The sequence below is a fragment of the Mesorhizobium sp. EU05-FHT14A09 genome (assembly GCF_058790995.1).
Genome location: NZ_JBYTDF010000007.1, coordinates 1 through 24,601, shown reverse-complemented (window position 1 = coordinate 24,601; position 24,601 = coordinate 1). Strand labels below are relative to the sequence as shown.

General features: G+C 63.1%; 22 protein-coding genes. 11 read left to right on the top strand and 11 right to left on the bottom strand.

Annotation, left to right across the window (positions count from 1 at the left end):
• Nucleotides 1–21: 21 nt before the first annotated feature.
• Complete coding sequence (locus AC3WTO_RS21915) at nt 22–447, bottom strand: MerR family transcriptional regulator (RefSeq protein ID WP_492463036.1); 426 nt, start codon at nt 445–447, stop codon at nt 22–24.
• A 67-nt stretch (nt 448–514) separates the two neighbouring features.
• Here AC3WTO_RS21915 and AC3WTO_RS21910 point away from each other — a divergent pair, with 67 nt between their 5' ends.
• Complete coding sequence (locus tag AC3WTO_RS21910; protein ID WP_492463035.1) at nt 515–2,881, top strand: heavy metal translocating P-type ATPase; 2,367 nt, start codon at nt 515–517, stop codon at nt 2,879–2,881.
• A 51-nt stretch (nt 2,882–2,932) separates the two neighbouring features.
• On the opposite strand, the gene AC3WTO_RS21905 is transcribed toward AC3WTO_RS21910, so the two are convergent.
• A complete protein-coding gene (locus tag AC3WTO_RS21905; RefSeq protein ID WP_492463034.1) occupies nt 2,933–3,607 on the bottom strand; it encodes a glutathione S-transferase family protein in 675 nt (224 codons plus the stop codon).
• 10 nt (nt 3,608–3,617) lie between these two features.
• Nucleotides 3,618–4,244, bottom strand: coding sequence for a glutathione transferase GstA (gstA, locus tag AC3WTO_RS21900; protein WP_492463033.1), 627 nt, complete (start codon nt 4,242–4,244; stop codon nt 3,618–3,620).
• A 127-nt stretch (nt 4,245–4,371) separates the two neighbouring features.
• On the opposite strand from gstA, the gene AC3WTO_RS21895 reads away from it, so the two are divergent.
• Nucleotides 4,372–5,370, top strand: coding sequence for a LysR family transcriptional regulator (locus AC3WTO_RS21895; RefSeq protein ID WP_492463032.1), 999 nt, complete (start codon nt 4,372–4,374; stop codon nt 5,368–5,370).
• On the opposite strand, the gene AC3WTO_RS21890 is transcribed toward AC3WTO_RS21895, so the two are convergent.
• Entirely contained in the window at nt 5,345–6,700 is a 1,356-nt protein-coding gene (locus AC3WTO_RS21890) for a glutamine synthetase family protein (RefSeq protein WP_492463031.1), read from the bottom strand. The genes AC3WTO_RS21895 and AC3WTO_RS21890 overlap by 26 nt on opposite strands.
• A gap of 171 nt (nt 6,701–6,871) precedes the next feature.
• Here AC3WTO_RS21890 and rpe point away from each other — a divergent pair, with 171 nt between their 5' ends.
• Entirely contained in the window at nt 6,872–7,549 is a 678-nt protein-coding gene (gene rpe, locus AC3WTO_RS21885) for a ribulose-phosphate 3-epimerase (protein ID WP_492463030.1), read from the top strand.
• Nucleotides 7,550–7,825: 276 nt separating this feature from the next.
• Here the strand turns inward: rpe and nagA are convergent, their stop codons facing one another.
• Genes nagA through AC3WTO_RS21865 form a run of 4 tightly spaced genes read right to left on the bottom strand, consistent with a single transcriptional unit; the run spans nt 7,826 to nt 11,674 of the window.
• Complete coding sequence (gene nagA, locus AC3WTO_RS21880; RefSeq protein ID WP_492463029.1) at nt 7,826–8,983, bottom strand: N-acetylglucosamine-6-phosphate deacetylase; 1,158 nt, start codon at nt 8,981–8,983, stop codon at nt 7,826–7,828.
• On the bottom strand, nt 8,980–10,011 hold the full coding sequence (locus tag AC3WTO_RS21875) for an SIS domain-containing protein (protein ID WP_492463028.1): 1,032 nt from the start codon (nt 10,009–10,011) through the stop codon (nt 8,980–8,982). The genes nagA and AC3WTO_RS21875 overlap by 4 nt, the downstream gene beginning before the upstream one ends.
• Entirely contained in the window at nt 10,008–10,796 is a 789-nt protein-coding gene (locus tag AC3WTO_RS21870; protein ID WP_492463027.1) for a GntR family transcriptional regulator, read from the bottom strand. The genes AC3WTO_RS21875 and AC3WTO_RS21870 overlap by 4 nt, the downstream gene beginning before the upstream one ends.
• Entirely contained in the window at nt 10,793–11,674 is an 882-nt protein-coding gene (locus tag AC3WTO_RS21865) for a glucosamine kinase nucleotide-binding domain-containing protein (RefSeq protein WP_492463026.1), read from the bottom strand. The genes AC3WTO_RS21870 and AC3WTO_RS21865 overlap by 4 nt, the downstream gene beginning before the upstream one ends.
• Nucleotides 11,675–11,873: 199 nt before the next feature.
• On the opposite strand from AC3WTO_RS21865, the gene AC3WTO_RS21860 reads away from it, so the two are divergent.
• The 6 genes from AC3WTO_RS21860 to AC3WTO_RS21835 all read left to right on the top strand — a co-directional run bounded on the left by AC3WTO_RS21860 (nt 11,874) and on the right by AC3WTO_RS21835 (nt 18,420).
• Nucleotides 11,874–12,782: an N-acetylmuramic acid 6-phosphate etherase gene (locus AC3WTO_RS21860; RefSeq protein WP_492463025.1), complete on the top strand. Its 909-nt coding sequence runs from the start codon at nt 11,874–11,876 to the stop codon at nt 12,780–12,782.
• A 54-nt stretch (nt 12,783–12,836) separates the two neighbouring features.
• Nucleotides 12,837–14,096: an ABC transporter substrate-binding protein gene (locus AC3WTO_RS21855; protein WP_492463024.1), complete on the top strand. Its 1,260-nt coding sequence runs from the start codon at nt 12,837–12,839 to the stop codon at nt 14,094–14,096.
• A 422-nt stretch (nt 14,097–14,518) separates the two neighbouring features.
• Nucleotides 14,519–15,442, top strand: coding sequence for a carbohydrate ABC transporter permease (locus AC3WTO_RS21850; RefSeq protein ID WP_492463023.1), 924 nt, complete (start codon nt 14,519–14,521; stop codon nt 15,440–15,442).
• 9 nt (nt 15,443–15,451) lie between these two features.
• A complete protein-coding gene (locus tag AC3WTO_RS21845) occupies nt 15,452–16,291 on the top strand; it encodes a carbohydrate ABC transporter permease (protein ID WP_492463022.1) in 840 nt (279 codons plus the stop codon).
• Between the two features lie 48 nt (nt 16,292–16,339).
• Complete coding sequence (locus tag AC3WTO_RS21840; RefSeq protein ID WP_492463021.1) at nt 16,340–17,401, top strand: Gfo/Idh/MocA family protein; 1,062 nt, start codon at nt 16,340–16,342, stop codon at nt 17,399–17,401.
• A 20-nt stretch (nt 17,402–17,421) separates the two neighbouring features.
• Nucleotides 17,422–18,420 (top strand): ABC transporter ATP-binding protein, encoded by a 999-nt coding sequence (locus tag AC3WTO_RS21835; protein ID WP_492463020.1) that lies wholly within the window; start codon nt 17,422–17,424, stop codon nt 18,418–18,420.
• A 65-nt stretch (nt 18,421–18,485) separates the two neighbouring features.
• On the opposite strand, the gene AC3WTO_RS21830 is transcribed toward AC3WTO_RS21835, so the two are convergent.
• The gene (locus AC3WTO_RS21830; RefSeq protein ID WP_326893108.1) at nt 18,486–19,313 is read right to left on the bottom strand and encodes a ferredoxin--NADP reductase; all 828 of its coding nucleotides are present in this window, start codon (nt 19,311–19,313) and stop codon (nt 18,486–18,488) included.
• Between the two features lie 199 nt (nt 19,314–19,512).
• On the opposite strand from AC3WTO_RS21830, the gene AC3WTO_RS21825 reads away from it, so the two are divergent.
• Complete coding sequence (locus AC3WTO_RS21825) at nt 19,513–21,600, top strand: hydantoinase/oxoprolinase family protein (RefSeq protein WP_492463019.1); 2,088 nt, start codon at nt 19,513–19,515, stop codon at nt 21,598–21,600.
• Nucleotides 21,597–23,282 carry a hydantoinase B/oxoprolinase family protein gene (locus tag AC3WTO_RS21820; protein WP_492463018.1) on the top strand — a complete coding sequence of 562 codons (1,686 nt, stop codon included), beginning with the start codon at nt 21,597–21,599 and terminating at the stop codon, nt 23,280–23,282. The genes AC3WTO_RS21825 and AC3WTO_RS21820 overlap by 4 nt, the downstream gene beginning before the upstream one ends.
• Nucleotides 23,283–23,305: 23 nt before the next feature.
• Here AC3WTO_RS21820 and AC3WTO_RS21815 read toward each other — a convergent pair whose 3' ends face one another.
• Complete coding sequence (locus tag AC3WTO_RS21815) at nt 23,306–24,055, bottom strand: ABC transporter ATP-binding protein (RefSeq protein WP_492463017.1); 750 nt, start codon at nt 24,053–24,055, stop codon at nt 23,306–23,308.
• The coding region (locus tag AC3WTO_RS21810; protein ID WP_492463016.1) for an ATP-binding cassette domain-containing protein at nt 24,052–24,601 on the bottom strand (550 nt) is incomplete at its 5' end. The genes AC3WTO_RS21810 and AC3WTO_RS21815, both read right to left, overlap by 4 nt.

Genomic DNA, 24,601 nt, shown 5'->3' with positions numbered 1-24,601 from the left:
CGGCATCGGCCGGCGTAATTTTCAGTGGTGGTCGTGCATGCACTTGCCGTGGTCGGCCAGCACCTCGATCACCCGGCACTCGGCGAGGCGCCCGTGCCGGCATTCCTCGACCATCACTTCCAGCTCCGCCTTCAGCGCCATCAGGCTGGCAATGCGCTGTTCCACCTCGATCAGCCTGGCCTTGGCGATGGCGTCAGCGGTCGCGCAGGGCTGGGCCGGATCGTCCTGCAGCGCGAGCAGCGTGCGGATGGCTGCGACCTCGAAGCCCAACTCACGGGCGTGGCGGATGAAGGCGAGCCGCCGCAGTCCCTTCTCGTCGTAGAAACGCCGGTTGCCGTCCGTGCGCGGCGGCTCTGGCAGCAGCCCGATCTGCTCATAATAGCGGATGGTCGGCACTTTCACGCCGCTTTCCCGGGCCACATCGCCGATCGTCAATTCGGACTTCATTTTTCCTCTTGCTCCTCTAGTCGCTAGAGGATGTAGCGTCTGCTCGAACATAATCAAGGGAATGATCATGGCACGAGCATCAGAGCAGATGCGCTACCGCGTCGACGGTATGGATTGCGCCTCCTGCGCATCGAAGATCGACACCGCCGTCCGGCGCCTGAAAGGCGTCGAGGATGTCTCCGTTTCGGTGACGCGCGGCACGATGACGGTCAAACATGATGGCAGCGCGGAACTGGCCCCGGCGATCGAAAAGCGGGTCACCGGCCTCGGCTATAAGGTGTCGTTGCTGGCGGGAAGCAATTCGGTTCCGGCTGCTGCCAACAAGGACGATGCCTGTGGCTGCGGTCATGACCATCATTGTCATGAAGGTCACGATCACGCGGACCACGACCATGACCATGCCGATCATGACCATAGCGGGCACGATCACGCCGGGCATGACCACAAAGGCCACGACCATTCCGCGCATAATCACGGATCGCGAGGCAGCGCCGCCGTCGCAAGCGTTGCGGTCCAGCCCGCTGCGACTGCCTTGCACGGCCATGACCATGGCCCGACCACCGGCCGCTGGTGGCAGTCGAGCAAGGGCAAGCTGACGATCGCTGCGGGACTTGCGCTGGCCGTCGCCTATGGCATCGGCAAGCTGGTGCCCGGCTATGACATCTGGATCTTCACCGTCGCCATGCTGGTTGGCCTCGTGCCGATTGCGCGTCGTGCCATCGCGGCCGCTCTTGTCGGTACGCCTTTCTCCATCGAGATGCTGATGACGATTGCCGCCATCGGTGCGGTCATCATCGGCGCCACGGAAGAGGCCGCGGCCGTCGTCTTCCTGTTCCTGATCGGTGAGTTGCTCGAAGGTGTCGCCGCCGGCAAGGCGCGTGCCTCGATCCAGTCGCTTGCCGCCCTGGTCCCGAAGACCGCGCTGCTCGAGCGCGACGGCAAGGTCACCGAAGTGCCGGCCGAAAGCCTGGCCGTGGGCGCCATCATCATGGTGCGCCCTGGCGACCGCATTCCCGCCGACGGCATCGTTGTCTCCGGTGAAAGCGCCGTCGACGAGGCGCCGGTCACCGGCGAGAGCGTGCCGGTGCGCAAGGAACCGGGTGCGAACGTCTTTGCCGGTACGGTCAACAGCGATGCGGTGCTGCGCGTTCGCGTGACCGCGGCTGCCGCCGACAACACCATTGCCCGTGTCGTGCGTCTCGTCGAGGAAGCGCAGGAATCGAAGGCGCCGACCGAGCGCTTCATCGACCGTTTCTCGAAATATTACACGCCCGGCGTGGTGATCTTCGGGGCATTGGTTGCCGTCATCCCGCCGCTGTTCCTGGGCGGTGCGTGGGACGAATGGATTTACAAGGGCCTTGCCATCCTGCTGATCGGCTGCCCATGCGCGCTGGTCATTTCCACTCCGGCGGCCATCGCGGCGTCGCTCTCGTCGGGAGCACGGCGCGGCCTGCTCATGAAAGGCGGCGCAGTGCTGGAAAATCTCGGCGCGATGACGGCCGTCGCATTCGACAAGACCGGCACGCTGACCGAGGGCAAGCCGAAGGTCACCGATGTCGACAGCTTTGGCCTGCCGGCGAACGAAGTGCTGCGGCTGGCGGCCGGGTTGGAAACCGGCTCATCCCATCCCCTCGCCAAGGCCATTCTCGCCCGTGCCGAGGCTGACGGCATCGCGGTGCCGGAGGCTTCCGGGGCAAAGGCACTGGGCGGCAAGGGGGTAGCCGGCATCATCGACGGGATCGAGGTTTTCCTGGGTTCGCCGAAAGCCGTTGCCGAGCGCGTCCCACTCAGCGCCGAACAATCCGCCCGCATCACGGCGCTCAACGACGAAGGCAAGACCGTCTCGGTCCTGCTCGCCGGCGGCCGGCTTGCCGGCGCGCTGGCGATGCGCGACGAGCCGCGTCCCGACGCCGTTGCCGGCCTGAGGGCACTGACCGCCCGCGGCATCAAGACGGTAATGTTGACCGGTGACAATGCCCGTACCGCCACGGCGATCGGCAAGCAGCTCGGCATCGAGGTGCGTTCGGAATTGCTGCCCGAGGACAAGCAGCGCATTGTCGGCGAGTTGAAGGCGCAAGGCTTTACCGTCGCCAAGGTCGGCGACGGCATCAACGATGCGCCGGCGCTGGCTGCTGCCGATGTCGGTATCGCCATGGGCGGCGGCACCGATGTCGCGCTCGAAACGGCGGATGCGGCAGTGCTGCACGGACGCGTCGGCGACATCGCCGGAATGATCGAGCTGTCCAAGCGTACGATGGCCAACATCAAGCAGAACCTCGTCATCGCCATCGGCCTGAAGGCGGTGTTCCTGGTCACCACGGTGCTTGGCATCACTGGCCTGTGGCCCGCGATCCTGGCGGATACCGGCGCCACCGTGCTGGTCACCCTGAATGCGCTGCGCCTGCTCGGTGCCGCGAAGCAGGTCACGGCCTGATCGCTTGCATGAAGGCGTCGCGGCTGCGGCGCCTTCATGCGCTCACAAACCTCAGGCTGCCTTCAGCAGGTAGGCATCGTGCCTGCGCAGGAAGGCGTACAGGCGCTCCGGATAATCCGGTCCCACGGCTTGCTGCACACTCGGGCGCTCCGCAAGAGCGGCCCGCCAGGCACGGACACGCGGCGTGTTGGCCAAAACGGCGGTTTCGGCGATCGTGTCGAACAGGTCGAAGTAGCGGAACACCGGCGCGAAGACTGCGTCGACAAGGCTGAAATCCTTGCCGGCAAAATAGGGTCCATTGCCGATTACGGCTTCCAGCCGCTCGAACTTGTCGGCGATGGCGGTGCGTTTCTGCTCATAGACCGTGGGGTCCGGCGTCGTCTCCAGGCCCCAGACGTCGGAAAGGATGGTCGAGCCGTATTCCGTCCAGGCGCGATGCTGGGCACGCAGCAACGGATCGCCCGGATGCAGCTTGGGACCTGCACGCGTCTCTTCGATGTATTCGCAGATCACCGAGCTTTCGAAGAGCACCGCCTGCGGCCGGTCTGGCTGCCGCACGATCAGCAGCGGCACCTTGCCGAGCGGCGACAGGTCGAGGAACCATGCCGGCTTGTCGGCAAGGTCTATCAGCACCTTTTCGAAGGGCACGCCCTTTTCGGACAGTGCGATGGCGGCGCGCTGCACATAGGGGCACAGATGATGGCTGACGAGCGTGAGCGTTTGCATGGGAACCTCCTCAAGCCGCGATCTTCATGCCTTCGGCCTGCATCGCCGCGCGCACTTTCGGTCGCGCGCCGACACGATCCATGAAGGCGCGCAGCATCGGGAAGGAAGTGAGGTCGACCTTGGTGAAGGCCGACCAGCCGACGATGGTGAAGAGATAGGCGTCGGCGGCGCTGAAGCTGTCCCCGGTCAGATAGGGCCCCGATTTCGTCAGGTGGTTTTCGACGACAGTCAGCCGTTCGGCTATCTTCTGGCGTGCGACGTCCTGTGCCTGCGATCCATATTCGGGATGGAACAGCCATGGGCTGTACATCTTGTGCAGTTCGCTGGCGATGAAGTTGAGCCAGCTCTGCTGCTGGTAGCGCTCGGCCGATCCCGCCGGCCGCATCAGGCCCGATGCCGGCTTGAGATCGGCAAGATACTGCGCGATGGCAGCACCTTCGGTCAGCACCGAGCCATCGTCCAGCTCAAGCGCGGGCACATAACCATGCGGGTTGACGGTGGTGAAGTCCAAGCCGGTTTCGGTCGGGTGCGGGGTCTTGGCGAGGTTGACCCTTTCGAGGTCGAGGGCAATGCCCGCTTCCAGCGCAACGATGTGAGGCGACAGCGAGCAGGTGCCGGTGGCGTAGTAGAGTTTCATGGCAGATCCTTCCGAGGACTGGTGTCGTCGCGTCTGGCGACGTCTTCCGTCCTGAAGAATAGGATTGGCATCTGCGCATTGCTCATTGGGTTTTTGCCGGCCATGCTTGCATGACTGCAAATACCGAATGTGCTATCCATCCGGCATGGATGACTGGAATGAATTGCGGTTGGTTCTGGCGGTTCAACGCGAGGGAAGCCTGACCGGCGCCGCCAAGGCACTCAGCGTCGATCATTCGACGGCCTTTCGTCGGCTCAATATCCTGGAGGCTCGTCTCGGCGTGCGCCTGTTCGAGCGCCTGCCCGGCGGCCTCTATCAGGCCACCGCCACCGGCGAGCGCATGGCGGCGACCGCCGAGCGCGTCGAGGATGAGACGCTGGCGCTCGACCGCGACATCGCCGGCTCCGACCATCGCCTGTCAGGGCGATTGCGGGTGACGTCTTCCGAAACGCTGGCATACAGCCGATTGCCGAACCATTTGGCGGCGTTTCGCCGGACCAATCCTGGGATCGTGGTCGAACTGCTGATCGACAACCGCGTGCTCAGCCTGTCACGGCGTGAAGCCGACATCGCGTTGCGGCCGGTGCGACCGAAGGAAGGCGATCTGTGGGGGCGCAAGCTTTGCGCTGCGGCCTGGACCTTCTTTGCGGCGCCCTCCTATCTGGAGGCTCTCGATGGACCGGTCGCGGACATTGGTCACCGCCAGGATCTGATTGGCTGGGAGGAGGGAGCGGCGGGCATTCAGGCGGCGGAATGGTTGAGCCGGGCAGCACCCGATAGTGCCTTCGTCTACCGCACCAACAGCCTGGTCAACCAGTCGGTCGCGGCAAAGGCCGGTATCGGTATCGCGCTGCTGCCTTGCTATCTCGGCGACAGCGATCCCGGCCTTGTGCGGGTGCGGTCGGAACCCTTGCCCGATCTGGAAGGTGAATTCTGGATCGTCACCCATGCCGACCTGAAACGGACGGCACGGGTGCGGGCTTTCTTCGAACAGGTCGGCGACGGGCTGGTCCGCGAGCGCGACCTGTTCGAAGGAAGGATGCCCAGAACAACCGATTGGAGTGGAATGCCACGACAGCATTCCACTCCAGAGTCCGAGGCTAGACGATTTCGAGATAGGCGCTGAACTCGTAGTCCGTCACCTGCTCGGCAAAACCGGCGATCTCCTGCCGCTTGCACGCGACCATCATCTGCCGAAGCACCGGCGCGAAGATTTCGGCCGCGATCGGGCCGCTCTCGAATGCATCCACCGCCTGACCCCATTCCGCCGGGATCTTGCGCTGCTTCTTGGCCGAATAGGCTCGTCCCGTCTGCGGGGCCGTCGGCTTCCAGTTGTTTCGGATACCGACCAGAGCCGCACCCAGGATCGCCGTCAGCACCAGATAGGGATTGGAATCGGCGCCGGCGACACGGTGTTCGATACGCCGTGCCTTCGGATTACCGCCCGGAATGCGAATAGCCGCCGTCCGGTTTTCGTAACCCCAGGAGATCGAGGTCGGCGCATGCGTATCGGGCCGCAGGCGGCGATATGAGTTGTAATGCGGCGCAAACATCAGCGTCGTTTCCGCCATGCCCCGCAGCAGGCCGGCAACTGCGCTCTTCAGCACCGCCGAACCCTCGGCGGTGCCGTCGTCGAAGACGTTCTCGCCTTGCTCGTTGAGCAGGGAGAAATGCACATGCATGCCGTTGCCCGAACGCGTGCCATAGGGCTTGGCCATGAAGGTTGCGGCCAGCCCATGCTTGCGCGCCACGCCCTTGACGATGCGCTTGAAGAAGACGCTGTCGTCCGCTGCCTTCAGCGGGTCGTCTGTGTGCAGAAGATTGATCTCGAACTGACCGATGCCGTTTTCGGCGATCGCTGCGTCGGCCGGCACGTCCTGCCTGGCGCATTCCTTGTAGACGTCCGAGAAGAACTCGCCGAAATCATCCAGTTCATCGATGGAGAGGATGGCGTCGGAATCGAGCCGCTTGCCCGTATAGGGCGAGATAGGTGGCACGGCGCCGTCAGGCTCGGGGTCGATCAGGTAGAATTCCATTTCTGTCGCCACGACTGGCCGGAGGCCCAGTTCGCGATATTGCGCGACGATCGCTGCCAGCGCCTGCCGTGGGTCGGCCAGGAACGGGCGGCCATCCTCCAGCGACAATTGCAACGGGATGAGCGCGCTTGGCCGTGAGGTCCAGCTGACTGGCAGCGGCCCGCGTCCGGTAGCCTCGCAGATGCCGTCGCCGTCACCCGTGGCGAAGACCTGCGTGCTGCCGATGATGTCCTCACCCCAGACGTCGACGCCGACGATGGAAAGTGGCATGCGGATGCCGCCGCCGAGAACCTTGGATGCCTGTTCGACTGGGATGCGCTTGCCGCGCATGATGCCGTTCAGGTCGCAGACCACTGCCTGAACGCTTTCGATCGGGCCGTTTTTTTCAATCCATGCCTTTAACTGTTCTGATTCGCTCAATTTGAGCACCTATACCTTTCTTGTTGAGAGAGCCGCATAACCCGGCGAAGCTGGCATTGTGCCCAGCGCGGGTCAAGCTGACCCGAAGTTGTGGATCAGCGGGTGGCGATTCCTGTCGACAATTAGCGCTCGTGCGGCTAGGCGGTGGCAAACACAGTTGCGGGAGCGGTCATGGCCGGAAAAACCCTTATCGCACCGTCGGTGCTGTCATCCGATTTCTCCAGGCTCGGCGACGAGGTCGAAGCGATTGTCGAAGCCGGCGCCGACTGGATTCATCTCGACGTCATGGATGGGCATTTCGTGCCCAACATCACTTTCGGTGCGCCGGTCATCAAGGCGATCCGCAACCGCACCAAGGCCTATTTCGACTGCCATCTGATGATCGCGCCGGTCGATCCTTACCTGGCGGCTTTCGCCGAGGCAGGCTGCGACGGCATCACCGTGCATGCCGAGGCAGGTCCGCATCTCGACCGTTCGCTGCAGACCATCCGCAATCTCGGCAAGAAGGCCGGTGTCTCGCTCAATCCTGGCACGCCGGAAAGCGTCATCGAATATGTGCTCGACCGCCTCGACCTCGTCCTTCTGATGACGGTCAATCCGGGCTTCGGTGGGCAGGCTTTCATCCCTGCGGTTGTCGAGAAGGTGAAGCGGGTCAAGTCGCTGATCGGTGATCGGCCGATCGACATCGAGATCGACGGCGGCGTTTCGCCGGAAACCGCGCCTCTGGTTACCGCCGCCGGCGCCAACGTGCTGGTCGCCGGCGCCGCCGTGTTCAAGGGCGGCACGGTCGAAGCCTATCGCAGCAACATCGCGGCGATCCGGACGGCTGCGGACAAGGCGGCGCTCTGACCTGCGTCTCTCTCTAGGGTGCGTCCTTCGAGGCTCGCCCGCCTGTTTTTTTACGATCTATCCAATGCCTTGCCGGCTCGCACCTCAGGATGAGGGCCGTTGTGCTACACGGACGAGCATTCTGAAACGTCTCAGAACCAGGCTGTCTTTGTACGACCGCCCTCATCCTGAGGTGCGAGCCCGCATGGCGTTGGAATTATAGCGAAAAGCAATGCGGGCGAGTCTCGAAGGACGCACCAAGAGAGAGGCGACGAGGTAACCAGCACCGTCGTGCTGTCAGCCAAAAACCCGCTCGCCGCCGATCCAGGTGCCCTTCATAGCCAGATCGTCGCTCAAGGAGACGATGTCGGCTGCCGTGCCCCTGGCGAAATGACCGAGCCGGTGCGACTGGCCGACGGCTTCAGCCGCATAGAGCGAAGCCATGCGCAAGGCTTCGGCGAGATCGATGCCGACCACTTCGTGCATGAAACGGACGGCCGAAATCATGTCGAGGTCGGCGCCGGCCAGCGTGCCGTCGGAGAGCCGCAGGCTGCCGTCCTTGCGATAAATGGTGCGGCCGTTCAGCGTGAACTCGGTCATGTCGGTGCCGATGGTCGCCATCGCGTCGGTGACCAGGAAGATGCGAGCCGGGCCCTGCTTGCCCTTCAACGCGATCTCGATGGTTGCCGGATGCACATGGATGCCGTCGGCGATCAGGCCCGCATGGATGGTGCCGCCGTCGATGGCTGCTCCCGCCAGTCCCGGTTCGCGATTGCCGATCTGGCTCATCGCGTTGAACAGATGCGTGGCCATGGAAGCGCCAGCCTTGGCATAGGCAGTGGCAGTTGCGTAGTCGGTATCGGAATGGCCGAGGCTGACGACGATGCCGGCCTTTGACAGCGCCTCGACCTGGGCCGCGGTCACCGATTCCGGGGCGATCGTGGTCTGCAGGACCGGCAGCTTCGCCCTGGCAGCGATCAACGCCGCCTGATCGGCTTGGTTCATCGGCCGGATCAGCTTGGGATCGTGCGCGCCCTTGCGTGAAAGCGACAGATGCGGGCCTTCCAGATGCAGGCCGAGGAAACCCGGCAGCTTGCGTTGCGCGGCTTCGGCACCCGCTGCGATCGCGGCGGCGGTTATTTCCGGCGTGTCGGTGATCAGCGTCGGCAGCAGCGCCGTGGTGCCGAACGGCGCGTGCGCCCGGCAGATCGTTTCGATCGAAGCGAAGTCAGGGTGGTCGTTCAGCATCACGCCGCCGCCGCCATTGACCTGCAGGTCGATGAAGCCGGGTGCCAGGATGCCACCGCCGAGGTCGACGACGTCGGCGCCGGACGGAATAGCACCGCGTTCGACGATAGCCTCGACCAGCCCGTCGGCGACAACCAGCGCAGCATCGTCATGCCAGTCGGCGCCGTCGAAGATGCGGGCGCCGGTGAGTGCGAGATGCTTGCTCATACGGTTTCCGTCACCTTGCGCAGGTTCGGCGGGGTGTCTGGATCGAGGCCGCGATGGCGGGCAAAGGACTCCACGAAAGCATAGAACGACACGATCAGCGTCAGCGGATCGGTCAGCGGATGTCCGGTCGCGACATGCGGCAGCGTTGTCGCGTTCTTGGCCAGCATCGAGGTGATGAAGGTAGCCGCACCCTTTGCGGCAAGAGTGTCGGCGGCAGCGGCGAGCGACGGTTCCGAAGCGTCACGGGCGGCAAGCGCCAGCACCGGGAATTTCGGGCCGACCAGGGCCATGGGACCATGCATGACCTCGGCGCCGCTATAGGCCTCGGCATGCACTGCGCAGGTTTCCTTGAATTTCAGCGCCGCTTCCGAGGCGATGGCGAAGGATGGCCCACGGCCGAGAATGAAGAACGAGTTGTGTCCGTCGAGTGCCGCTGTCAGCGGGGTCCAGTCGCAGGCGACCGCCTTGCTGAAATGCCCGGGCAACTGCTTCAGGGCGGCAATCAGCGCATTGTCACCGGTCGCATGCGCCATAAGCGCGAGGCCGGCTACCGCGGAATTGACGTAGGTTTTGGTTGCGGCAACGCTGAGTTCCGGCCCGGCCAGGATGTCGACGGCATAATCCGCCGCGCGCGCCAGCGGCGAATCGGCGGTGTTGGTGAGCGCGATGGTGAGCGCCCCGCCTGCCCGTGCGCTCTCGGCCATGGCGACGATGTCCGGGCTTTTGCCCGATTGCGAGATGGCCAGGCAGGCCGAGCCGTTCAACCGCAGCCTGGCACCATAGATCGAGGCGACGGACGGGCCGACCGAGGCGACGGCGAGCCCGGCGGTCAGTTCCACCGCGTATTTCATGAAGGTGGCGGCATGGTCGGAGGAGCCGCGCGCCACGGTGATGATGAAATTGGGGTCGCGCTCGCGAATGCCGCGCCCGGCTTCAGCCAGCACCTTGCCGGATCCTTCGAGGAGACGGGCGGTTGCCTGAGGAATCTCCTCGACCTCGCGGAGCATATGGGATTTTGTTGTTGTCATTGCCGCACTCCGTTGTCGTCACTGGTTACGCCAAGCCGCAGCTCGGCGACAAAATCATAGGCATCGCCGCGATAGACCGAGCGTGTGAACTCGATCACCTTGCCGCTGGCGAGATAGGAAATGCGCTCGATGCGCAGGCTGGCCGAACCGGTCGGCGCTTCGAGCAGCCGGGCATCCGCTTCGTTGAGATTGACGGCCGAGATGCGTTGCACCGCCCGGACCGGTCGGTTGCCGGTCGCTTCCAGCGCCGCATAAAGCGAAGAGCCGACCACGCTCGGATCGGGCAGCGCGCTTGCCGACAGCGAGGCCCGCTCGATCGCCAGAGGCGTATCGTTGGCGATACGCAGTCGGGCTACCCGGGCCACCATTTCGCTGGCCGCGAGGCCGAGCACCATCATTTCTTCGGGCGAGGGCGCATAAAGTCCGCGATCCAGCCAGGCTGAGCGAACAGTCTTGCCGCGCCGCGCCATGTCTTCGGTGAAAGAGGTGAGCCGCGACAGGGATTGTTCGACGCGTTCCATCCTCGGTGCGACGAAAGTGCCGGAACCGTGGCGCTGCACCAGGATCCCACCCTTGACCAGATCCTGCACCGCCTTGCGTACGGTCACGCGCGAGATGTCGGCCATCGACGCGATGTCGCGCTCCGAAGGCAGCGCGTCGCCGGGACCGATCAGGCCGCGGTTGACGGCATCCTCGATGCTGCGGCGAAGCTGGAGATAGAGCGGCGCACCGCTTTGCGAGGCTTGTTTGAGCGAGGCAAAGATGACGTCCGCCGCTTCGCTCATCGTGCCGCCTCCGCTACGCTGGCGAATTTTCGTACCGCCATCCGCACGGAGCCGCCCAGGGCGTCGTCGATGGGTGTCCTCAGCAGTGCCCGAAAACGTTCGGCGAGGCGGGGGGCATAGAGAGGCGCAAGGCCGCCGAGCAGGCAGAGCGGATCGCCTGCCTGGAGGCCGAGCACATTGAGCGAGGCTTCCACATCCGCGACCGACTTGTCGACGATCCATGTGGCAACGGCATCGCCCTTTGAGGCATTCTCGAACACTTTCGGCGCGAACCCGCCGAAATCACCCGGCTTGGCGTGGGTGGTGAACTCGACCAGGTCCTGCGGGTTGTCGCGGAAGATGGCCATCATCTCGCGGGTCAGCGGTGAGGCCTCGCGAATACCGTCATAGGCAAGCAGGGTCTGCTCCAGAAGATCGCGCCCGATGCGCGCGCCGCTGCCCTGGTCTCCGACCTGGAAACCCCAGGCACCCACCGAATGCGACCTGCCGTTCTTGCGCACCATATAGGCGCTGCCCGTACCGAGGATGGCGATGGCGCCGTCGCCGGAACCTACCGCCCCTTCGAGCGCGATCTCGAAATCCGTTTCCACGCTCGAGCGACTGAACGGCAGGATCGCTTCGAGCTGCTGCTTGTAGGTGCCGACATTGGCGCCTGCGAGGCCCAATATGGCAGGCGTCTGTGTGATCAGTTCGGGATCTGCGCCAGCCGCGACAAAAGCCTGTCGCGCAGCATCCACGATATGGGTGCGTGCGCCGGTCAGGTCGCTGCGGATGTTGGCGGCGCCCGATTTCGCGCGACCGAGGATCTCACCGCTCGCCGTCGCGAGCGCTGCCCTGCAGCTGGTGCCGCCGCCGTCAATGCCGAGCACGAAAGTCACGCTGAAATCTCCTCTTGCCGAATAATACCAATAAAATACCAATAGCCAAGGACAAAATTATGGTTCGATTCAATAACCGGCATTTGTCTGAAAATATTAAGCATTTTTCGCATGCGTAAACCAGCTCGTTACGAAATTGCTAATGCCAGTGGACAAGTGGTATTTTTTTGGTATTGTCTAGGAAGGTGGAGGAAACGGAATGGCGCAGAAGCGCACTGAAGCGCAGCATCGAGATGCCGAGGGGCTGGATATCCAGGCGCCCGAGGCCGTACTGAAGTCGCTGGCCGAAGCCCAGATCGAGGCCGCCGGCGCCGTCCGTGAAGCCATTCCTGCAATCGCCTCTGCATCCGCATTGATCTCGGAACGTCTCAAGGCAGGTGGCCGGCTTGTCTACGCTGCTGCCGGCAGCTCTGGCCTGATGGCCGTCGCCGATGCTCTCGAACTTCCAGGCACTTTCGGCATAACGCGCGATCGCATCGTCATCCTTATCGCCGGCGGCGACGAGGCCTTCCACAATCTGGCCGGCGGTCCTGAGGACGATGAAGAAGAGGCCGCGGCAGCGATCGACGGCGCAGGCGTCGCCGCAGCCGATTGCGTCATCGCGCTTTCGGCCAGCGGCTCAACCCCCTATGCGGTTCGCGCCCTGCTCGATGCAAGCCGGCGCGGCGCCGCGACGATCGCGATTGCCAACAATGGTGACACCCCGCTGCTCAATGCGGCCGACGTCGCCATTCTGCTGAAGACCCCGCCGGAGGTAATCGCCGGCTCCACGCGTATGGGTGCGGGCACTGCCCAGAAGATCGCGCTCAACATGATGTCGACTCTAGCCGCCATCCATCTCGGTCACGTCCATGACGGCTATATGGTCAATCTCTTTGCCGACAACGCCAAGCTGCGCGACCGCGCTGCCCGCATCGTTGCCGCCATCACCGGGCTTGATCGCGATGTCGCCGACCGCTCGCTCGAGCAAAGCGGCGGTGCGGTGAAGACGGCCATTCTGCTCGCTGCCGGTGCCGAAAGCATCGATGCGGCCGAGGGAATATTGGAGAAGACCGGCCAGAAGCTGCGGCCGGCCCTTTCCGCCATCAGAGGAGAACAGGGGGCTTAAGGCTTCCCGTCTCGTCAAAACCGAACCTGAAAAAGGTCAATAGGGAGACTGAGAATGAAGACGAAATTTCTTACGGCACTGCTTTTAGGCTCCAGCGTACTCGGCTTTGCCGGGGTTGCTTCCGCTGCCGACGTTTCGCTCAACATCGAGAGCTGGCGCGGCGACGACCTCGCCATCTGGAAGGACAAGCTGATCCCGGCCTTCGAAGCGAAGAACCCCGGCATCAAGGTTGTGTTCGCGCCGTCGGCTCCGACCGAATATGACGCCGCTCTCGGCGCCAAGCTCGCCGCTGGTTCGGCTGGCGACCTGATCACCTGCCGTCCGTTCGACAAGTCGCTGGAACTCTACAAGAAGGGCGATCTCGCCGACCTGACCAAGCTGTCCGGCATGGAGAACTTCTCCAATGTCGCCAAGTCGGCCTGGACGACGGACGACGGCGCGGCCACTTTCTGCGTGCCGATGGCCTCGGTCATCCACGGCTTCATCTACAACAAGGACGCCTTCGAAAAGCTCGGCCTCAAGGTTCCGCAAACCCGCGACGAGTTCTTCGCCGCTCTCGACAAGATCAAGGCTGACGGCACCTACATCCCGATGGCCATGGGTACCAAGGATCTCTGGGAAGCCGCGACCATGGGCTACCAGAATATCGGCCCGAACTACTGGAAGGGCGAAGAAGGCCGCCTGGCGCTGATCAAGGGCGAACAGAAGCTGACCGACAAGGACTGGGTCGAACCCTACGCCGAACTCGCCAAGTGGAAGCCTTACCTCGGCGATGGCTTCGAGGCGCAGACCTATCCGGACAGCCAGAACCTGTTCACGCTCGGCCGCGCCGCAATCTATCCGGCCGGCTCGTGGGAAATCGGCCTGTTCAACACCCAGGCCCAGTTCAAGATGGGCGCCTTCCCGCCGCCGGTCGGCAAGGCCGGCGACACCTGCTACATCTCCGACCACACCGACATCGGTATCGGCCTGAACGCCAAGAGCAAGAATGCCGACGCGGCCAAGACCTTCCTGACCTGGGTCGCTTCGCCGGAATTCGCCACCATCTATGCCAATGCGCTGCCGGGCTTCTTCAGCCTGAACTCCGCTCCGGTGAAGATGGAAGACCCGCTGGCGCAGGAATTCGTTTCCTGGCGCGAGAAGTGCAAGCCGTCGATCCGCTCGACCTATCAGGTCCTGTCGCGTGGCACGCCGAACCTGGAAAACGAGACCTGGGTTGAATCGGCCAACGTCATCAACGGCACCGACACGCCGGAAGTCGCGGCCGAGAAGCTGCAGAAGGGCCTCGACAGCTGGTACAAGCCGGCGAAGTAAGACTGCGAAACGGCCGGGCCACGGTTAGCCGTGGCCCGGCCTGTCCCTGACTAATTTCCGATTGTCGGCGCGGTTCCTCGCCCTTACGCTCTTCCTTGGAGCGTTTCCGTTTTACGGAAACGCGGAAACGCTCTAACTCTTTGTTTTTACGCAATTCCGGACGGAAAACCGTTAAACACTTTTCCTGGAATTGCTCGATGAAGACTGGAGAAGGGGCGCCGGCTTCACGTTCACCGCTTCCTCGAAGATCGAAGGAAGATACGGCGGGCAAGCGAGGGCGGCATTCCGACAATTTGACGGTGATACCGGAGCAATTCCCGCAACGTGCGTAATGGTTTTTGCGCCCGGGATTGCGTTGAAACAGAGAGTTGGAGCGTTTCCGTGAAAACGAGGACGCTCTGGAGGCGGCAAGGACCGAGCTCATGGCTGCAGCATCGAAGAAACCGTTTCGTTGGCACATAGGCGTCTTCCTGGCGCCGGCGTTGCTCGTCTATACGGCGATCATGATCCTGCCTTTGTTCGGCACGCTGCAGCTCTCGCTGTTCCGTTCCATCGAACAGGTGCAGACCTTTGTCGGCTTCGACAATTTCCGCACCCTGTTCACCGACCCGTCATGGTCGTTCAATTTCTGGAATGCGCTGAAGAACAATGTCTGGTTCTTCATCATCCACATGGTGGTGCAGAACCCGATCGGCGTCATGCTGGCAGCACTTCTGTCCAGCCCGAAACTGCGTTTCACTGCCTTTTACCGCACCGCGATCTTCATCCCGACCATCCTGTCCTTCGTCATCGTCGGTTTCGCCTGGAAGCTGATCCTGTCGCCGATCTGGGGCGTTGCCCCCGATCTCATGGGGATGGTCGGCCTCAAGAGCCTGTTCACACCCTGGCTCGGCAAGGAGCAGTATGCGCTGACCGCGCTCAGCCTGATCTCGGTCTGGCAGTTCGTCGGCATCCCGATGATGCTGATCTATGCAGCGCTGCTGTCCATCCCCGACGAGGTCATCGAGGCTGCCGAATGTGACGGCATCACCGGCTGGTCGCAGTTCTGGAAGATCAAGCTACCGCTGATCCTGCCCGCCATCGGCATCATCTCGATCCTGACTTTTGTCGGCAACTTCAACGCCTTCGACCTGATCTACACCGCGCAGGGCGCACTGGCGGGACCGAACTATTCGACCGACATCCTGGGCACGTTCCTCTATCGCGCCTTCTTCGGTTTCCAGCTGCAGGTGGGCGATCCCAATATGGGCGCCACCATCGCCACCATGATGTTCCTGATCATCCTGATCGGCGTCTGCTTCTATCTTTTCCTCGTGCAGCGGCGCCTGCGCCGCTACCAGTTCTGAGGTGTCACGATGAGCAAGGCCACTGCTTCCCTGCCACGGACCATCGGCGCGCACGCGATCCTTTTGACCTACACGATCATCGCGCTGTTTCCGGTCTTCGTCGTCGTCATCAATTCGTTCAAGTCGCGCCAGGCGATCTTCCAGCAGCCGCTGACGCCGCCGACGACGAAGACCTTCGACCTCATCGGCTATACCACCGTGTTCGGCCAGGGGGATTTCTTCCTCTATTTCCAGAACAGCATGATCGTCACCGTCGTCTCGCTGTTCTTCGTGCTGCTGTTCGGTGCCATGGCAGCCTTCGCGCTGTCGGAATACCGTTTCCGCGGCAACACGATGATGGGGCTCTATCTGGCGCTCGGCATCATGATCCCGATCCGCCTCGGCACGGTGGCCATCCTGCAGCTGATGGTGGCTTCAGGACTGGTCAACACGTTGACGGCGCTCATCCTGGTCTACACTGCGCAGGGCCTGCCGCTCGCCATCTTCATCCTGTCGGAATTCATGAAGGGCGTATCTGACGACCTCAAGAACGCAGGCCGCATCGACGGACTTTCCGAATACACGATCTTTTTCCGGCTGGTGTTGCCGCTGGTGCGCCCGGCCATGGCCACCGTTGCCGTCTTCACCATGATCCCGATCTGGAACGACCTGTGGTTCCCGCTGATCCTGGCGCCTTCGGAGGCAACCAAGACCGTCACGCTCGGCGCGCAGATCTTCCTCGGACAGTTCGTCACCAACTGGAACGCCATTCTGGCGGCGCTGTCGCTGGCGATCCTGCCGGTGCTGGTCCTCTACCTGATCTTCTCGCGCCAGCTCATCCGCGGCATCACCTCGGGTGCCGTGAAGTAAGGCGCCGCTTCAGACCAACAACGAAGAAAAACAATACAGGACAACACAGTGACTTCGACGAAACCCATACGTGTAGTCGTTGCCGGCCTGGGCAATATGGGCCGCAGCCATGCTCTGGCCTATTACAACAACCCGGGCTTCGAGATCGCAGCGCTCGTCAACCGCTCCGATGTGCCGCTGCCCGGTGGACTGGCGGGCCATGAGATCCGCCGTTCCTTCGAGGACGCGCTGCGCGACGAGAAGCCGGAGCTGGCGTGCATCGCCACTTATTCGGACAGCCATGCCGACTATGCGGTGGAGGCCTTCGAGGCCGGCTGCCACGTCTTTGTTGAAAAGCCGCTGGCGACGACGGTCGCCGATGCACAGCGTGTCGTCGACGCCGCCAAGGCCAACGGCAAGAAGGTGGTGATCGGCTACATCCTGCGCCATCACCCATCCTGGATGCGGCTGATTGCCGAAGGTCGCAAGCTTGGCGGTCCCTACGTTTTCCGCATGAACCTCAACCAGCAGTCGTCGGGTCATACCTGGCAGACGCACAAGCAACTGATGCAGACGACGTCGCCGATCGTCGATTGTGGCGTGCATTATCTCGACGTCATGCTGCAGATCACCGATTCCAGGCCTGTCGAGGTTCGCGGCATGGGTGTGCGCCTGTCCGACGAGGTTGCGCCCACCATGTACAATTACGGCCACCTGCAGGTGCTGTTCGAGGACGGTTCGGTCGGCTGGTACGAAGCCGGCTGGGGGCCGATGATTTCCGAGACCGCCTTCTTCGTGAAGGACGTGATGTCGCCGAATGGCTGCGTGTCCATCGTCATGGCCGAGGGCGTCAAGTCGGACGATATCGACACCCACACCAAGACCTCGACCATCCGCCTGCATCAGGCCGCGACCGGTCCGGACGGCAAGTTCCTGAAGCCTGACGAACTGCTTTCCATGGAAGGTGAGCCGGGCCACCAGGAACTCTGCGACCTTGAACAGGCCTTCGTACTGAAGGCCATCCGCGAGGACATCGACCTCACCCGTCACATGGACGATGCCGTGCGTTCGCTTGCCGTCTGCCTTGCGGCCGACGAAAGCGTGCGCACCGGCAAGCCCGTCAAACTCTAACAATCGAGCGAGGAACAGCCGTGGGCTCTCTGAAGATCGAGAATGTCAAGAAATCCTTCGGTCCGGTGGATGTGCTGAAAGGCATCGACCTCGACGTCAAGGATGGCGAATTCGTCGTCTTCGTCGGCCCATCGGGCTGCGGCAAGTCGACCCTGCTGCGCGTCATCGCCGGCCTGGAGGACGCGACCTCCGGCCAGGTGCTGATCGACAGTCAGGATGTCACCTCGACGCCACCGGCCAAGCGTGGCATCGCCATGGTGTTCCAGACTTACGCGCTTTATCCGCACCTCACCGTGCGCGACAACATGGCGCTGGGCCTCAAGCAGGCTGGCGAAGCGGCGGCCGAGATCGACAAACGCATCACGGCTGCTTCCACGATGCTGTCGCTGGAGCCTTATCTCAAGCGGCGCCCGGCGGAGCTGTCCGGTGGTCAGCGCCAGCGCGTCGCCATCGGCCGCGCTCTGGTGCGTGAGCCGAAGCTGTTCCTGTTCGACGAGCCGCTGTCGAACCTCGACGCAGCACTGCGCGTCAATACACGCCTGGAGATCGCGCAACTGCACCGTCGCCTCAAGGCGACAATGATCTACGTCACCCACGATCAGGTCGAGGCGATGACGTTGGCCGACAAGATCGTGGTGCTGAACGCCGGCCGCATCGAGCAGATCGGTGCGCCGATGGAGCTCTATCATGCGCCGGCCAATGAATTCGTTGCCGGCTTCATCGGCTCGCCGAAGATGAACTTCATCGACGGCGCCAGACTGGGCGAGAGCGTCAAGACGGTTGGCGTGCGTCCCGAGCATGTGACGGTCGACAAGAATGCAGGCAACTGGAAAGGTACGGTGGTGCACACCGAACATCTCGGCGCCGACACCAACGTCTATCTCGACTGCGAAAAGGCCGGCCTGATCACCGTGCGTATCTTCGGCGTCTACGATGCCGAGCCGGGGTCGACGCTCTATGCGACTCCGGACGCCGGCAAGACCTATCGCTTCGACGCGGACGGCAAGACGGTGAAATAAGAACAATCACTGAAACAAAAATGGCGCCTTAAGGCGCCATTTTTCATATTGCCGAACTCTGGAAATCAGCCAACGAAGGCGCGTTCCACCACGAAGCTTGCCGGGGCGCTCAGCGATCCCTCGACGAAGCCGAGGTTCTCCGCCATCTCCTTGACGTCCTTCAGCATATGCATCGAACCGCAGATCATGATGCGGTCGGTTTCCGGGTTCAGCGCCTCGATGCCGAGATCGGTGTAGAACTTGCCCGACCCCACCAGCGCCGTGATGCGGCCCATGCGCTCGGAGGTTTCGCGCGTCGTCGAATTGTAGAGCGTCACGCGGCCATTGGTGAACTCGCCGATCAACGGATCCTCGGCCAGCGAAGCCACCAGTTCCTGGCCATAGGCCAGTTCGGCGACATCGCGGCAGGTGTGGGTGAGATAGACGTGCTCGAACTTCTCATAGGTGTCGGGATCGCGCAGCAGGCTGGCAAAGGGCGCGATGCCGGTGCCCGTCGAGATCATGAACAGGCGCTTGCCTGGCGTCAAAGCGTCGAGCACCAGGGTACCCGTCGACTTCTGGCGCATCAGCACGGTGTCGCCGGGTTGGATCTTCTGCAGGTGCTGGGTCAGCGGGCCGTCCGGCACCTTGATCGAGAAGAATTCGAGTTCCTCGTCCCAGGCCGGGCTTGCGACGGAATAGGCGCGGAACACCGGCTTCTCGGCGTTCGGCAGGCCGATCATCACGAACTCGCCGGAACGGAAGCGGAGCGACTGCGGCCGGGTGATGCGGAATGCAAAAAGGCGGTCGGTGTAGTGTTTCACCGAAACGACCTTCTCGGCATAGACATTCGCCGGAATCGGAAACTCCAGCGGCTTTGCGGCGTCCGTGCTGGGGGCGGAAGCGGTGCTCATGGAACCAACCTTTTCCTGATGCTTTGGCCGTCCTGCGTGCCCGCTTGGCGGGTCCCGATATGCAACGGCATTGCTCAGGGGGCAGGCTCTTGTATCGGAAATCTATTAGTATACAAATGAACTTAGCGTCAAGATCGAGCCGCGGAACGCCTTTCCAAACTGACCGTTGTCGGCAGTTGGGACATTTCGGATTTTGGCAATGGATGAGAAAGTTCCGGCGCAATCGGACCCAACGCAATCAGACAGCGTCGTGGCCGGCATCGATGTCGGCGGCACTTTCACCGATCTGATCCTCATCGACGGCCGCAATGGCGGCAAGGTTCGCATCGCCAAGACGCCGACGACGCTCGACAATCAGGCTTCTGGCGTTGTTTCCGCACTTGCAGCCACCGGCTTTTCGGCCTCCGCCATCGACCTCATCGTGCATGGCACCACGACCACGACCAATGCGGTGCTGGAGCGCCGGCTGGCCAGGACCGGCATGATCACCACAGCGGGTTTCCGCGACGTCATCGAGCTCGGTCGTCGCACGCGCCCGCAGGCCTATGGTATGACTGGGACCTTCGTGCCGGTCATACCCCGCAACCTGCGGCTGGAGGTCGCAGAACGCATGGAAGCGTCCGGCTCGGTGCGCGTGCCTTTGGACGAGGCAGCTGTACGGCACGCGGTGCAAGTCCTGCTGGCGGCGGGCTGCGAATCCCTCGTCATCCATTTCCTGCACGCCTATGCCAATCCGGCGCATGAGCGACGCAGCGTCGAGATCGCAGCCGAGCTTTGGCCAAACGATCACATCACCGCCGGCCATACGCTGCTGTCGGAGGCGCGCGAGTTCGAGCGTGGCGTGACGGCCTCCGTCAATGCTGCCGTGCAGCCGATCCTTGAACGTTATGTCGCGAAGCTGCGCAAGGAGCTGGCAGCTCAGGGCTATGGGCGCGATTTCCTGATCATGAACGGCAATGGCGGCATGATCTCGGCGCGGTTTGTCGCCCGCGAAGCTGCCAAAACCGTGATGTCCGGTCCGGCCTCTGGCGTCATTGCCGCGGCCTACACTGGTCGCCGTTCCGGCCATCGTAATCTGGTCACCTATGACATGGGCGGCACGTCCACCGACGTGGCGCTGATCCGCGACGCCGAGCCCGCGGTCTCCAACGAGATCGAACTCGAATATGCCATGCCGATCCACGTGCCGATGGTGGCCGTGCACACGGTCGGCGCCGGCGGCGGCTCGATCGCCCGCGTCGATGCTGCCGGCCTCATCCGCGTCGGCCCCGAAAGTAGCGGCGCCAGTCCCGGGCCGATCTGCTATGGTCGCGGCGGCACCGAACCGACCATCACCGACGCCAATCTGGTGCTTGGCCGCCTTTCCCCGACCAAGCTGCTCGCCGTCGACAATCCGGTGTCGGTGGAAGGCGTCGTCCGCGTGTTCGAAGACAGGATCGGGCTTTTCACCAACCTTTCCGGTGTCGAAGCCGCCGGTGCGGTGCTGAAACTGGCCAACATGAAGATGGCCGGTGCCATCCGCATGGTTTCAGTCGGCCGTGGTCATGATCCGCGCGATTTCACCCTGTTCGCCTTTGGCGGCGCCGGCCCGCTGCACGCCAGCGCACTGGCGCGCGAACTCGGCCTGCCGCGTGTCCTGGTGCCGGCGCGACCCGGTATCACCAACGCGCTTGGTTGCGTGGTCGCTGATCTCAGGCACGATTTCGTCAACACGCTGAACCGGCCCGTCTCCACCCTCGACGAGGATCAGGTTCATGCCGTTCTCGAACGCCACCGCGCCGAAGGGGAGGCGCTGATCGCCAAGGAGGCGGTGAAAGCGCAGGCGGTTCGCATCAGCCATTCCGCCGACATGCAGTTCGTTGGCCAGACCCATTTGATCAATGTGTCGCTGCCGTCGTCCAGGGTCGACCGCGCCGGGCTGCAGGATCTGTTCGAGAAGGCCTATTTTGCCCGCTTCAAGGTCGAGCTGCCAGAGATCCGTGCCAATCTCGTCAATCTGAACACGTCCGTCGTCGGCGTGCGCCCCGAAGTCGATCTCTCGACATTGATCGATCCGGCAGGACGCGCTGACACACTGGAAGAAGCGCGGCTTGAAATCCGACCGGTCTGGTATGACGGCCACTGGCATGACACCCCTGTCTATGCGCGCGACAGGCTGCCGCTCGATGCCGTCATCGACGGGCCGGCGATCATCGAGCAGATGGACGCGACGACAGTGCTGGAACCCGGCGACAGGGCAAGCAGCGATGCGGATGGCAATCTGATCATGGAGGTCGGCGGCCGATGATGCACATCACGCTGGACGCCATCACGCTCTCGGTCATCCAGGCTGCGCTGCAGCAGGTCTGTGACGAAATGGACCTTACCTTCTCGCGCGCCGCCTTTTCGCCGGTCATCGCCGAGGCCAATGACCGCTCCGATGGCATCTATTCCGCCGTCGACGGTTCGCTGATTGCCCAAGGTTCGCAGGGCCTGCCCGTCTTTGTCGGCGTCATGCAGCACTCGACCAGGACGCTGATCGAGATGATCGCGGCCGGCCGTTGCCTGCCGCCGCAGCCTGGCGACATCTACATCGTCAACGACCCCTATCTCGGCGGCACGCATCTGATGGATGTGCGCTTCGTCATGCCGGTCTATCGCGGCGGCAACATCTTCTGCTGGCTCTCAAACACGGGCCATTGGCCCGATATCGGCGGTGCCGTGCCGGGCGGCTTTTCCGCTTCAGCTACTGCCGTCGAGCAGGAAGGGTTGCGCCTGCCGCCGGTGAAGCTGTTCAAGCAGGGCGTGCTCGATCCCGAGATCTACGCCATCATCTGTTCCAACATCCGTGTCGCCGACCAGCGTATCGGCGACATCAAGGCACAGGCCGCCGCCCTGCTGGTCGGCCAGGACAGGCTCGGCGAAATCCTCGACCGTTATGGCGACGAGACTGTCTCGGCAGCGATCCGTGAACTGCGCCAGCGTGCCTCCGAACAGATGCGCGCCAACATCGCGGCGATCCCGGACGGCATCTATCGCTCGAAGGCTTTTGTCGATTCCGACGGTGTCGTCGACGAACCACTCACCATTGCGCTTGCTGTGGAGAAGAAGGGCGAAACACTGACCTTCGATTTTACGGGTTCCTCCAAGCCTTGCGCGGGACCAATGAACAGCGTGCTGGCGACCACGCTGTCTTCGGTCTATCTCGCCATGCGTCACATCTTCCCGGACGTGCCGATCAGCGCCGGCGCCTTCGAGCCGCTTGTCGTCAAAAGCCCTGAAGGCACTTTCCTCGACGCCCGATATCCGCGCCCGGTGTCGGGTTGCGCCGCTGAAGTATCACAGCGCATCGCCGAGGCGGTGTTTGCCGCCATGGTGCAGGCCCTGCCGGGCAAGGTAACAGCCGCCCCCGCCGGTTCCAGCGGCAATTTCGCGCTTGGCGGACATGACCCGGCCCGTGGTCGCGACTTCGTCATGTACCAGATCTCCGGCGGTGGCTACGGCGGCAATGCCTGGCATGACGGCCTGTCCAACGGCTGCTCGACCATCGGCATCTCGAAGTCGCCGCCGGTCGAGATCATGGAACAGGCTTTTCCGGTGCTCTATCGGCACTATGCGCTGCGCGAAGCGTCTGGCGGGGCAGGCCGGCATCGCGGCGGCATGGGCCTTGCCTATGAGGTCGAACTGCTGCGTGGTGAGGCGCGTGCTTCCTTTGTCATGGACCACGGCCGTTTCGGCCCGCAGGGTGCGCTCGGCGGCAAGGACGGCGCCGTCAACACCGTGACGGTGATCCGTGATGGCAAGGAACATATCCCGCCGCACCTGTCGAAGGAGCAGGACATTCCGCTGAAAGCCGGTGACCGCGTGCGTGTCGGTACCCCAGGCGGTGGCGGCTATGGCAACCCGCTCGAACGTTCGAGCGAGGCCGTCCGGCACGATGTCGCCATGGGATATTACACGGCCGAAGAAGCGAGTCGGCTGTTCGGGTAACTCCGAACCGGTGGTCGGTGTCGTCACCCCGCCCTGACGAACCCCTCGGAAGCCTTGAGGAGGCGTCTAGTGTAGTCCTGTGTGACGGTGTGTGAGACGAGGTCGGCAGCGGCGAGTTCTTCGACAGCTTCGCCGTTCTGCATGACCATCAGCCGCTCGCACATGTGGTTGATGACGGCGAGGTCGTGGCTGACCATGAGGTAGGTGAGCTTGCGGTCGCGCCGCACCTGTTCGAGCAGGTTTAGCACCTCCGCCTGCACCGAGGCATCGAGCGCCGAGGTCGGCTCGTCGAGCAGCAGGATCGATGGCTCCAGGATCAGCGCGCGGGCGATTGCCACACGCTGCCGCTGCCCGCCGGACAGCTGGTGCGAATAGCGGAAGCGGAAGCCGGAGCTGAGGCCGACCTCTTCCAGCGCACGCCGGATGCGGACCTCGCTGTCACCGATGCCGTGGATGGCCAAAGGCTCCTGCAGCAGCCGGTCAACCGTCTGGCGTGGATGCAGGGAGCCATAAGGATCCTGGAACACCATCTGCACCTGACGGTAGAAGGCCTTGTCCCGTTTGCGTCCGAGCGGCTTGCCGTTGACGGTTATGCTGCCCGAGGCGACCGGAGCAAGACCGGCAATGGCGCGCAGCAGCGTCGATTTGCCGGAGCCGGATTCGCCGACCAGCCCGAAGGATTCACCCGGTTGTACTGCGACGCTGACGCCCTTCAGCGCCTTGAAGTGGTCGAAGACGACCTCGACCCTGTCTGCCTGAAGTGTCGCCGTCATGCCGCCCACTCCGCCTTGCGTGCCAGCACCGGCAAAGGATGCCGGTCGTTGCCGATCTTCGGCATGCAGTCGAGCAGGCCTTGTGTGTAGGGATGTTGTGCGTTGGCCAGCTCCGAGGCCGGTAGCTGTTCCACGACCTTGCCGGCATACATGACCACGACACGGTCGCAGAAGGAGGAGACGAGCCGCAGATCATGCGAGATGAAGATCAGGCCCATGCCGCGTGTCGAGACCAGCTTGTCGAGGATGGCCAGCACATCGAGTTGCACCGTCACGTCGAGCGCCGAGGTCGGCTCGTCGGCGATCAGCAACTCCGGATCTGCGATCAGCATCATGGCGATCATGGCGCGCTGGCCCATGCCACCCGAGACCTCATGCGGATAGAGATCAAAGACACGCTTGGGATCGCGGATCTGCACGGCGGCCAGCATGTCGAGGGCGCGTTCCCTTGCCTCGGCCTTTGAGACCGTCTCATGGGTGCGCAGGGTCTCGACGATCTGGCGGCCGATGCTGATGACGGGATCGAGTGAGTATTTGGGATCCTGC

Coding starts and splice junctions, on each gene's coding strand:
- AC3WTO_RS21915 (WP_492463036.1), bottom strand. CDS start 447: ATGAAGTCCGAATTGACGATCGGCGATGTGGCCCGGGAAAGCGGCGTG.
- AC3WTO_RS21910 (WP_492463035.1), top strand. CDS start 515: ATGGCACGAGCATCAGAGCAGATGCGCTACCGCGTCGACGGTATGGAT.
- AC3WTO_RS21905 (WP_492463034.1), bottom strand. CDS start 3,607: ATGCAAACGCTCACGCTCGTCAGCCATCATCTGTGCCCCTATGTGCAG.
- gstA (WP_492463033.1), bottom strand. CDS start 4,244: ATGAAACTCTACTACGCCACCGGCACCTGCTCGCTGTCGCCTCACATC.
- AC3WTO_RS21895 (WP_492463032.1), top strand. CDS start 4,372: ATGTGCTATCCATCCGGCATGGATGACTGGAATGAATTGCGGTTGGTT.
- rpe (WP_492463030.1), top strand. CDS start 6,872: ATGGCCGGAAAAACCCTTATCGCACCGTCGGTGCTGTCATCCGATTTC.
- nagA (WP_492463029.1), bottom strand. CDS start 8,983: ATGAGCAAGCATCTCGCACTCACCGGCGCCCGCATCTTCGACGGCGCC.
- AC3WTO_RS21875 (WP_492463028.1), bottom strand. CDS start 10,011: ATGACAACAACAAAATCCCATATGCTCCGCGAGGTCGAGGAGATTCCT.
- AC3WTO_RS21870 (WP_492463027.1), bottom strand. CDS start 10,796: ATGAGCGAAGCGGCGGACGTCATCTTTGCCTCGCTCAAACAAGCCTCG.
- AC3WTO_RS21860 (WP_492463025.1), top strand. CDS start 11,874: ATGGCGCAGAAGCGCACTGAAGCGCAGCATCGAGATGCCGAGGGGCTG.
- AC3WTO_RS21855 (WP_492463024.1), top strand. CDS start 12,837: ATGAAGACGAAATTTCTTACGGCACTGCTTTTAGGCTCCAGCGTACTC.
- AC3WTO_RS21850 (WP_492463023.1), top strand. CDS start 14,519: ATGGCTGCAGCATCGAAGAAACCGTTTCGTTGGCACATAGGCGTCTTC.
- AC3WTO_RS21845 (WP_492463022.1), top strand. CDS start 15,452: ATGAGCAAGGCCACTGCTTCCCTGCCACGGACCATCGGCGCGCACGCG.
- AC3WTO_RS21830 (WP_326893108.1), bottom strand. CDS start 19,313: ATGAGCACCGCTTCCGCCCCCAGCACGGACGCCGCAAAGCCGCTGGAG.
- AC3WTO_RS21825 (WP_492463019.1), top strand. CDS start 19,513: ATGGATGAGAAAGTTCCGGCGCAATCGGACCCAACGCAATCAGACAGC.
- AC3WTO_RS21820 (WP_492463018.1), top strand. CDS start 21,597: ATGATGCACATCACGCTGGACGCCATCACGCTCTCGGTCATCCAGGCT.
- AC3WTO_RS21815 (WP_492463017.1), bottom strand. CDS start 24,055: ATGACGGCGACACTTCAGGCAGACAGGGTCGAGGTCGTCTTCGACCAC.